This is a genomic window from Jatrophihabitans sp. (genome assembly GCF_036388195.1).
Classification (GTDB): domain Bacteria; phylum Actinomycetota; class Actinomycetes; order Mycobacteriales; family Jatrophihabitantaceae; genus Jatrophihabitans_A.
This window is the reverse complement of the sequence record NZ_DASVSG010000065.1, coordinates 38902-48676: the sequence shown is the minus strand read 5'-3', so window position 1 is coordinate 48676 and position 9775 is coordinate 38902. Positions and strand designations below refer to the sequence as shown.

At 71.4% G+C, this 9775-nt stretch carries 4 protein-coding genes and 1 pseudogene; 2 read left to right on the top strand and 3 right to left on the bottom strand.

Annotation, left to right across the window (positions count from 1 at the left end):
• Positions 1-372 (bottom strand): annotated as a pseudogene (locus VF612_RS06825) (hypothetical protein); the annotation flags it as partial.
• A gap of 274 nt (positions 373-646) precedes the next feature.
• Between VF612_RS06825 and VF612_RS06820 the strand changes: the two are divergent.
• Both VF612_RS06820 and VF612_RS06815 read left to right on the top strand, forming a co-directional pair.
• Positions 647-1879: a hypothetical protein gene (locus VF612_RS06820; protein ID WP_408659099.1), complete on the top strand. Its 1233-nt coding sequence runs from the start codon at positions 647-649 to the stop codon at positions 1877-1879.
• Positions 1876-3246: a hypothetical protein gene (locus VF612_RS06815; RefSeq protein ID WP_408659098.1), complete on the top strand. Its 1371-nt coding sequence runs from the start codon at positions 1876-1878 to the stop codon at positions 3244-3246. The genes VF612_RS06820 and VF612_RS06815 overlap by 4 nt, the downstream gene beginning before the upstream one ends.
• A gap of 15 nt (positions 3247-3261) precedes the next feature.
• Here the strand turns inward: VF612_RS06815 and VF612_RS06810 are convergent, their stop codons facing one another.
• Together VF612_RS06810 and VF612_RS06805 are read right to left on the bottom strand one after the other, a co-directional pair.
• A complete protein-coding gene (locus VF612_RS06810; protein WP_408659097.1) occupies positions 3262-6531 on the bottom strand; it encodes an amino acid adenylation domain-containing protein in 3270 nt (1089 codons plus the stop codon).
• A gap of 8 nt (positions 6532-6539) precedes the next feature.
• On the bottom strand, positions 6540-9773 hold the full coding sequence (locus VF612_RS06805) for a non-ribosomal peptide synthetase (protein WP_408659096.1): 3234 nt from the start codon (positions 9771-9773) through the stop codon (positions 6540-6542).
• Positions 9774-9775: the final 2 nt, after the last annotated feature.

Sequence of the window (9775 nt, the reverse complement as noted above, 5' to 3'; positions counted from 1 at the left end):
CCCGAGTGCTTCCATCAAGGCGAAGTTGGTCGAGTAGCCGGAAGTGAAAGTAGCCGCTGTGCCGGCGCCGAAGTGGTACGCGCCCAGAGCGGCTTCCAGATCGTAGGTCTGCTGGGTCTGGATCACCGCCTCGCTTCCCGGGATCGCACAGTCGTGCGAGGCCAGGCTGTCGGCCAGGATCGCCTTGACAGCGGGCTCGGAACCGAGCGCCAGGTAGTCCAGGCCTGCGAGGTCGAGCGCCTCGCCGTGGCTCAGCGCGAGCGTGCCGCCGCTGAACGGCCCGGTGCTGCGGTGCCGCGGAGTGAAGATCGGGATCTCTGCCGCTGCCGCCAGGAACGCTGCGCCCTCAGCCTTGAGGGTGTCGAGTGCCATTAGCGCACATTACCAGATTCATTCTATTTATGCTTCAATACGGCATAAGTGACTAACAACTTTTCGCGCCTCTCTATCTGGAAGGGTTGCCGTGTCAACCTCGCTGAACGCTCCACTGGCAACCTCGCTGACTGAGGCGATGCGCGGCAACGGAATGGCGAATCTGCTGGATACCTCGTTCGCTGACCTGGTGCCGATGGACGAGGTACGCGCCGATGCCGCCGACTTCGAACGGGGGTTGGTCCGGTCAGGAGTCCTGTACGACACCCGGGCCATGCCGTTCGACCCGCGTCCGCTGCTGATCGGCTCGTCGACCTACGACGTTATCGTCGACCGCTTCGAGCGGCTGTTCCCGCTGCTCGAACGCTCGATCGATCTGTACCTGGCCGAGGCGGAGGTGCGCCGGTTCTTCAACCTGGCGCCCCGCCACGACGAGCTCATACGGATCGAAGCCGCCTCAGGACACCAGATCGGGGTCTGCCGCTACGACTTCACGGTGAGCGCATCAGGTATCCCGCAGATCTATGAGTTGAACACCCACTGCCCCTCGTCAGCGACCACTGCCGTATATTTCGGGGAGTTGGCGGCTGGCAGCCGGGTCCAGGCACGCCTGGATGCCCTCGGATTGCGCCGCCGGGCGCTCCCCCTGGAGCGTCGGAATTCCTTTGCCACTGCGGTGCGTGCCGCGGCGGCGGCCGCCGGGCACCCGGTGTCCGGCGTGGGTGTCCTGAACAGCCGTTACCTCACTATGACCAATGAGCTCGACAATATCGTCAAACAGTTCCGGGAGATCGGCCTGCCGGTCGCTCGTGGCTATGTCGAGGATCTGAGCTACCGCAACGGCCAGCTGGTGCTCGCAGGCCTGCCGGTAGACCTCACCTACAACAAGTTCGACGATTCGTCAGGACCGGATGCGTTCGAGTGCGCCTTCAGCCGGACCACGGCGGAAGTGGATGCCTACCTTCAGGCATACCGGGACGGTGCGGTGCACGCGATCAACAGCTTCGGGGCCATGTACCTGACCGAGCAAAAGAGCGCGCTCGCCTTTCTGCACAGCGACCTGTTCGCCCAGCACAGCACCGAGGCCGAACGGGCGCTGGTCGCCGAGATCGTGCCGTACACGGTGGTGATCCGCCGGGCCGACGCCAGGATGCTCGATCAGCTGGCCACCCAGCGGGAGCGGTTCGTACTGAAGAAATCACTGAGTACTCGAGGCCGAGACATGATGATCGGCCGGTCGGTGACGGACCAGGACTGGCACCGGGCGCTGGCAGAGGCGCGAGCTGCCGAAGCAAGTGAGGACTGGGTGGCGCAACGGCTGGCGCCAGGCCTGGAGTCGACGCTGAACCCGATCGACGGTGGCGATCCGGTACCGGTGTTCACCAATCTGGCCTGCTTTCTGTTCGCCGGCCAGGCCGTGGGCCTGTTCATCCGAACCTCCGTGGAGGAAACCACCAATATTGGCCGGCTCGGCTTCATGCAGCCGCCGACAGTCCTCGCCGAATGACCTTCGCCGATCCCGAGATCCGCCCACTGCCGACCCGGGCAGGTGGTGGACCTGCTGAGGTTCTGCAGCAATTCCGCCGCCTCCAGGCCAAACTCGCTTGGGCCGATCAGACTCCGGCAACCCTGTTCGCCCCGGTCTACACGCCGTGGGCGTCTGCCGAGCGGTTCGCCGAGGCGATGCGGCAGCTCTACCTGGCACACGTGCGCCTGCTCAGGGCGCTGCACGACCGGGGCCCGCTGACCCCGGCCGGCCGCAGGTATGCCGAGATCGCCGAAATGGTGCGACAGTACTACCTGGACTGGCCGGTGCTAGTTGACGAGCCGCAGCGTGGCGGCCCGGACGATGCGGAGCCGCTGCGGTTCCTGTTCGGCCGACCCGATGTGGTGCTGACCGACGACGGGCCGAAAGTGGTCGAGACGAATTTCGACACCTACGCGGCCGGGCAGGAACGTCCCGACGACATGTGGGACATCGCCAGCGAGCTGTTCGAGGTCGAGCAGGAGTACCGGGATTTCGGCCGGCCGTTGCAGGGCATGACCGATTACTTCCTGGAGCTCGCCGGTGAGCAGCCGAGCGACTTTCACTGGATCATGCCTGACACCCCCGCGACCCGCCGGGAGCTTGCGCCGCTGATCGACTACCTGAATCGCGGGCCGGCCACCGCACGGCACCTGCTGCACTTCGCCGGTGACACCGGGTTCGGCAACGACCCGGCCGAAGCTACCGGTCGGATCGGGTACCTGCACCGCTCCTGCTCGATCTTCACCGTCAACAGGGACCGCGAGCGGTTCGCCGCCATGTTGGCGGAGCTCGCTCCGCTGACCCCCACGTGCACCGTGCCGCTCGGCTTCTCGGTCCTGGCCTCCAAGCTATTCCTGGCATGGTTGAGTGATCCAGCCGCCCGGCCGGCCGGCCTCACCATCACCGAGCAAGACGCGATCGACGCCCTGCTGCCCTGGACCCGGATACTCGGGCTGCTCGCAGAACCGACCGTTAACCGGGTTATCTGCTTGAAAGATAAGTACATTCTCAAGAAGGCCGATTCACACCAAGGGGCGGACGTCCATTTCGGGTGCAACATCGACCCCGAGACGTGGCGGTCTCTCGTCATGGCATGCCGAGCCGACCACGTGCCGTGGATCGTGCAAGAGCGCGTCCATCCCACCCAATTCTCGCTGCCTGAGTACACCGATGACGGGGTGCGGACCCGGCAGGTCGGCCTGTCGTGCTGCCCCTACCTGATGGGTGGTCGGCTGCGGGGGCTGGAGACCTGGATCACGCCGGCCACGCCGGTGCTCTCGATGCTCACCCGCATGCAGTTCGTGCCGCACTTCATCCAGGGTGCTCGGCCATCGAGCGGGGGCTAGCAGAACGTCCGGCGGCTAGGAGTCCGCTTCGCCCGGACCTGCCCGGCGGCGGTTGCGCTGGGCCAGCGCCGCTCGCAACAACTGGTCCAGCTCGTCGTCGCTGAGCGCGTCCAGCTCGGACTCCTGCGCCGAGTCCGCCCGGCCGAAGTCCGGATCGGCGGCCACGATCTCGGCCAGCTCGCCGATGGTCGGATGGGCGAAGATCTGGTGCACCGGCAGGTTCACCCCGTAGCTGTCGGCGACCCGGGCGACGAACCTGGTCGCGGTCAGCGAATGCCCGCCCAGGGCGAACAGGTTGTCGGTCATGCCGATCACCGTGGGGGTGGCCAGCAGCTCGGCCCAGATCCGGGCCAGGGTCTCCTCGACCGGATTGCGCGGCGGGACCCGGTCAGCCGCCGGCCGCAGCTCCCACTCCGGAGCCGGCAGCGCGGCCCGGTCGACCTTGGCGTTCGGGGTCAACGGCAGCGCCGGCAGCGCCACGATCAACGCCGGCGCCATGTAGTCCGGCAGCGCGGCCCGCAGGTGCGCCCGGAACAGCTCGAGCAGGTCCGCCTCGGGATCGGCGGCGGCGCTGCCCCGGCGCGGCACGATGTAGGCCACCAGCACCGGCTCGTCCCCCCGGGCCGCCGCCACCACCGCCGCCTGCCGGACGTCGCGGTGGGACCGCAGCACGGCCTCGATCTCCCCGCACTCGATCCGGAAGCCCCGGATCTTCACCTGGTGGTCGGTGCGTCCGATCAGCTCCAGGCCACCGTCCTCCCGCCACCGTCCCAGGTCGCCGGTGCGGTACATCCGCGCGCCGGGCTCCTCGCTCCACGGGTCCGGCCGGAACGACCGGGCGGTCAGCCGGGGCCGTTCGTGGTACCCGCGCGCCACCCCCCGCCCGGCCAGGTATACCTCGCCGACCACGCCGACCGGCACCGGCGCGAGCCGGTCGTCCAGCAGGTACACCCGGGTGTGCTCGATCGGCTCGCCGACCACGACCGGGCCGGGCCCCTCGGCCACGACGCCGGCGGCTGACCACACGGTCGTCTCGGTCGGGCCGTAGACGTTCCACAGCACCGCCTGCGGGGCTCGAAGCTGGTCGGCCAGGTCCCGGGGCAGCGCCTCCCCGCCGCACAGCCGCAGCCGCAGCGACTCGGGCACCCCACCGGCGGCCAGCAGCAGCCGCCAGGTCTGCGGGGTGGCCTGCATCGCGGTGGCGCCGCTGCCGGCGATGAGCGCGCGCAGCCGGTCGGGCTCGCGGGTCTGCTCCCCGGTCGCGATCACCAGGTCCGCCCCGCAGATCGGCGGCAACAGCAGCTCCAGCAGGGCGATGTCGAACGACAGCGTGGTGACCGCCACGAACCGGTCGCCCGGGCCCAGGTCCAGCGAGCGCCGGAACGACGCCAGCAGGTTCGCCACCGCCCGGTGCTCGATGCCGATGCCCTTGGGCTGGCCGGTGGAGCCGGAGGTGAAGATCAGATAGGCCAGCGCGTCCGGTGGCAGTGGCCTGGCCGGCAGCGGCTGCGCGGCGGCGACCGCCTCGTTCTCGACGTCCAGCACCTCGACGCCGTCCGCGATCGAGCCCGCCAGCTCGCGGTGGGCGCCGTCGGAGACGATGATCCGCACCCCGGCGCCGCCGGCCATCGCGGCCAGCCGGCCCCGGGGGAAGTCCGGGTCCAGCGGCACGTACGCGCCACCGGCCCACCACACCCCGAGCAGCGCGGTCAGCATCGGCACGCCGCGTCCGAGGCACAGCCCGACCGGCGTCTCGGGGCCCACGCCACGCTCGGCGAGCACCCGGGCCAGCCGCGCGGCCCCCTCGCACACCTCGGCCATCGGAGTCGAGCCGGCCGCATCGATCACCTGCGAGGTGGCGGCCTGCAGCAGCGCCCGGACGTCGATCGGCTGCTCCGCCGCGGGCGGCTCGGGCAGGCTGCGCCGGTTGCGGTCGGCGACCAGCTGCCGGCTCTGGGCCGGGGTCAGCATCGGCAGGTCCAGCACCGGCGTCTGCGGATCAGCGGCGGCGTGCTCCAGCAGCAGGGCCAGGCAGCCCAGGAACCGCTCTGCCCACGGCGCGTCGAACAGGTCGGCGTTGTACTCCAGCGCCAGCGTGGCGTGCTGCCCGTCCGAGGTGTCGGCGTACAGGGTCAGGTCGAGCTTCGCCGTTCCGGTGAACAGCGCCCGGCTGCTGGCCTTGACCCCGGGCAGGTCCAGCGTCGGCGGGGTCAGCGACTGGTAGATGAACAGCACCTGCATCAGCGGCGCGTGCGCCAGCGAGCGCTCCGGGGCGAACTCCTCGACAAGCTTCTCGAACGGCAACTCCTGGTGGGACAGCGCCTCCACGGTGGTGTCGCGGACCCGGCCGACCAGCTCGGCGAAGGTCGGGTCCCCGGCCAGCGACGTCCGCAGCGCGACGGTGTTGGTGAACAGGCCGATGATGGGGTCCAGCTCCCCATGGGTGCGCCCGCTCACCGGAGTGCCGACCAGCAGTTCGCTCTGCCGGGCGTAGCGCGACAGCGCCGCCACGAACCCGGTCAGGAAGACCATGAACATGGTGGCGTTGCAGCCGGCCGCGAGCTCCGCCAGCCGGCTGGTGGTCGCGTCACCCAGCGAGACGGTGGCGACCCCGCCCCGGGAGGACTGGTGCGCCGGCCGGGAACGGTCGGTGGGCAGCGTGAGGATGGTCGGCGCCCCGCGCAGCTGCTCGCGCCAGTACCGCAGCTGGCGGTCCAGCTCCTCCCCGCGCAGCCGGTCCTGCTGCCAGACGGCGTAGTCGCCGTACTCCATCCACAACCGCGGCAGCGACACCGGCGCCCCGGTCGTCTCAGCCCGGTACATCGCCGACAGCTCGCCGATCAGGATCTGCAGCGAGAGGCCGTCGCTGATGATGTGGTGCATCACCAGGCTGAGCAGCCAGCGGTCCCCGCCGGCGTCGATCAGGGCCGCCCGCAGCAGCGGTCCGCGCGCCAGATCGAAGGGTCGGACGGCACGTTCGGCCGCGACCTCGCCCGCCAGCCGGCGAGCGTCGGCGTCGGACGGGGTGGCCGGCAGGCTGATGCGTTCGATCGGCACCGTGCCGGAGTCGGCGACGACCTGCTCGGGGGCGCCGTCGATGGCGACGATGCTGGTCCGCAGCACCGAGTGCCGGGCGACCAGCGCATCCATCGCGCGCTGGAACGCCTCGACGTCCAGTGGCCCCTCCAGCCACATCGCGTACGGCATGTGGAACGTCGGCTCACCCGGCGTCAGCTGCTCCAGGAACCACAGCCGCCGTTGGGAGAACGACACCGGAAAGCGCATCGCCGGTCCTACCTCCGCTCGTCCGGGATCAGCGTCCGCAGCAGGTCCTCGGTCTCGGCGTCGGTGAGCTCGACCACCGGCCGCCGCCCGCTCGGCTGGGTCCGGGCCGCCTCGACCGCCGCCGCCAGGCCCGCCACCGTCGGATCGGTGAACAGCACCCGGACCGGCAGCTCGACGCCGTAGTCGATCCGGACCTGGGTCATCAGCCGGGTCGCGGTCAGCGAGTGCCCGCCGAGGGAGAAGAAGTTGTCCAGCACGCCGACCGGGGCCGGCAGCCCGAGCAGCTCGGCGAAGAGCGCGGCGAGCTCGGACTCCAACGGCGTCCGGGGCGCGACCGTCACCTCGGCGGCAGCGGTGGCCCATTCGGGTTCGGGCAGCGCGCGATGGTCGATCTTGCCGCTGCCGGTCAGGGGCAGCCGGTCCAGCACCACGAACGCCGCCGGCACCATGTACTCCGGCAGCACCGTCCGCAGCCGCTCGCGCAGGTCCCCGGGCGGCTCGGCCGAGCCGGCGCGGGTCACCAGGTAGCCGACCAGCCGGACGTCGTGGCCGACGCCGCGGACCGACACCACCGCTTCGGCGATGTCGGGCTGGGCCCGCAGCACCGCCTCGATCTCGCCGCTCTCCACCCGGTAGCCGCGGATCTTCAGCTGCCGGTCGGCCCGGCCGGCGAGCTCGATCCGGCCCGAGGGCCGCCACCGTCCGACGTCGCCGGTGCGGTACAGCCGGGCGCCGGGACGGCCGCTGAACTCATCCGGCAGGAACCGGCCGGCGGTCATCCCCGGCAGGCCGAAGTAGCCCTCGCCGACTCCGGCACCGCCGATGTAGACCTCGCCCAGCACCCCGGGCGGGACCGGCCGCAGCCGCTCGTCCAGCACGTACAGCCGGGTGCCGCCGATGACCGAGCCGATCTCGATCGGGGCCGGCGACGGCTCGACGGCCGCGCCGCCGGAATAGATGGTGGTCTCGGTCGGGCCGTACAGGTTCCACAGGTGCGTGCTGCCGTCGTTTCCGGCAGCGTCGCCGCCGATCGCGTCGGCCAGGTCCCGCGACAGCGGCTCGCCCGCCGTCATCCGCAGCCGCACCCCGGCCGGGACGCCACCGGAGTCGACCAGCATCCGCCAGCCGGCCGGCGTGGACTGCATCGCGGTGGCGCCGGACTCGACCAGCAGGCTGCGCAGCAGCGCCGCGTCCAGGGTGTGCTCGGCGTCGGCGATCACCACGCAGCCGCCGGCCAGCACCGGCGCCAGCAGCTCGACCTGGGCGATGTCGAAGGCGAACGTCGAGACCGCGACGAACCGGTCGGCCGGCCCGAGCGCCAGCATCGGCCGCAGGGCGTCGAGCACCGCGGCCATCCCGCCCTGGGTGACGGTGACCGCCTTGGGACGGCCGGTCGATCCGGAGGTGAACATCGTGTACGCGCCGGCGGCCGGCGTCGACTCGGGCGCGCTTGTCAGGTCCAGCGGGGCTCCCAGCCCAGTCAGGTCGACGACGGGGATCCCTTCCGAACCCGGCGGCGGAACCGGCGCGTCGTCGGCGCCGCTGTCCACCACGATCGCCCGGACGCCGGCGTCGGCGAGCATGGCGGCCAGCCGCTGGTCGGGATAGATCGGATCCAGCGGCACGTAGCAGGCGCCGACCGACCAGACGCCCAGGATCGCCGGCAGCAGCCGGACGCCTCGGCGCAGCAGGATGGCCACCCGGTCGGAGGCGCCGATGCCGTGCTCGCCCAGGGCGGCGGCGATCCGCAGCGCCCGGTCCCGGAGCTGGTCGCCGGTCAGCGTGCCGTCGCTGCCCCGGGCCAGCACCGATTCGCCGGCGCTCGCCTGCCACAGCCGGGCGACCGCGGTCGCATCCGGATCGGCCACCGGGCCGCCGTCCGGCCAGATCCGGGTGACCAGCTGATAGGCCTGCGGCGACATGATCTCGGTGTCGGCGACGGGCTGGTCGGGGTTGTCGGCGAAGGCGCGCAGCACGCGTCCGAAGCCGTCGGCCACCAGCCGGCCGGTGTCGGCGTCGAACAGGTCGCGGTTGTAGTTCAGCCGCACCCGCGACCCGTCGGAGGCGCCGGTCACGGTCAGCTCGATCTCGAACTTCGCGGTGCCGTTCTCCACCAGCTCCGGCTGCCAGCGCAGGCCGCCGCGGTCCGGGACCGCCCAGGACTCCTCCATCGCGAACATCACCTGCGCCAGCGGCAGCCGCGCCGGGTCGCGTTCGGGCCGCAGCAGCTCCACGATCCGGGCGAAGGGCAGGTCCTGGTGTGCCAGCGCCCGGGCGGTCGCCGCGTGCACCGACCGCGCCAGCTCACCGAGGCTCGCGGCGGGATCCACCGAGATCCGGATCGGCACGGTGTTCATGAACAGCCCGATCACCGACTCGGTCTCCGGCCGGGTGCGGGCGGCCATCGGCACTGCCACCAGCAGGTCGTTCTCGCCGGTGAGCCGGGCCAGCACGGTGGCGTAGCCGGCCAGCAGGACGGCGAACACGGTGGTCTGGCTGCGGGCGGCGACCTGGCGCAGCTCGGCGGCCAGGGACTCGTCGAGCACGGTGTCCACGCCGCCGGCCACGAAGGTCTGGGCCGCCGGGTAGGGCCGGTCGGTGGGCAACGGCAGGCTGCCCGGGGCGCCGGCCAGCTCCGCCCGCCAGAACCGCTCCGCCGCGGCGTACTCGCCGCCCTCGAAGTGCTCGAGCTGCCAGAGCGCGTAGTCGGCGTACTGGATCTCGGGCTCCTCCACGGCCGGCCCGCCGCCGTCGCGGATCGACTGGTAGTCGGCCGACAGCTCCTCGAACAGGATCCGGAACGACCAGCCGTCGGCGACGATGTGGTGCATCACCACCGCCAGCACGTGCCGGTCCGCCGACAGCCGCACCAGCCGTACCCGCAGCAGCGGGCCGACTCCCGGCCGGATCGGGGTCCGGGCCAGCTCGCCGATCAGCGCCCGGGCGGCCTGCTCCCGCTCTCCGGACGGCAGCTGCTCGACGGAGCTGACCTCGAGCGGCTCGAGCGCCGGATCGTCGGAGATCACCTGCACCGGCATGCCCGCCTCGTCGCGGAAGGCAGTGCGCAGCACCTCGTGCCGCGCCACGGTGGCCTGCCACGCGCCCTGCAGCGCGTCGAGGTCCAGCGGGCCGTCCAGCCACAGCGCCCAGGCGATGTTGTAGGTGGGCTCGTCCGGGTCCAGCTGGGCCAGCAGCCACATCCGGCGCTGCCCGAAGGACGCCGGGAACTCGTAGACCGCCATGC

Coding starts and splice junctions, on each gene's coding strand:
- VF612_RS06820 (WP_408659099.1), top strand. CDS start 647: ATGCCGTTCGACCCGCGTCCGCTGCTGATCGGCTCGTCGACCTACGAC.
- VF612_RS06815 (WP_408659098.1), top strand. CDS start 1,876: ATGACCTTCGCCGATCCCGAGATCCGCCCACTGCCGACCCGGGCAGGT.
- VF612_RS06810 (WP_408659097.1), bottom strand. CDS start 6,531: ATGCGCTTTCCGGTGTCGTTCTCCCAACGGCGGCTGTGGTTCCTGGAG.
- VF612_RS06805 (WP_408659096.1), bottom strand. CDS start 9,773: ATGGCGGTCTACGAGTTCCCGGCGTCCTTCGGGCAGCGCCGGATGTGG.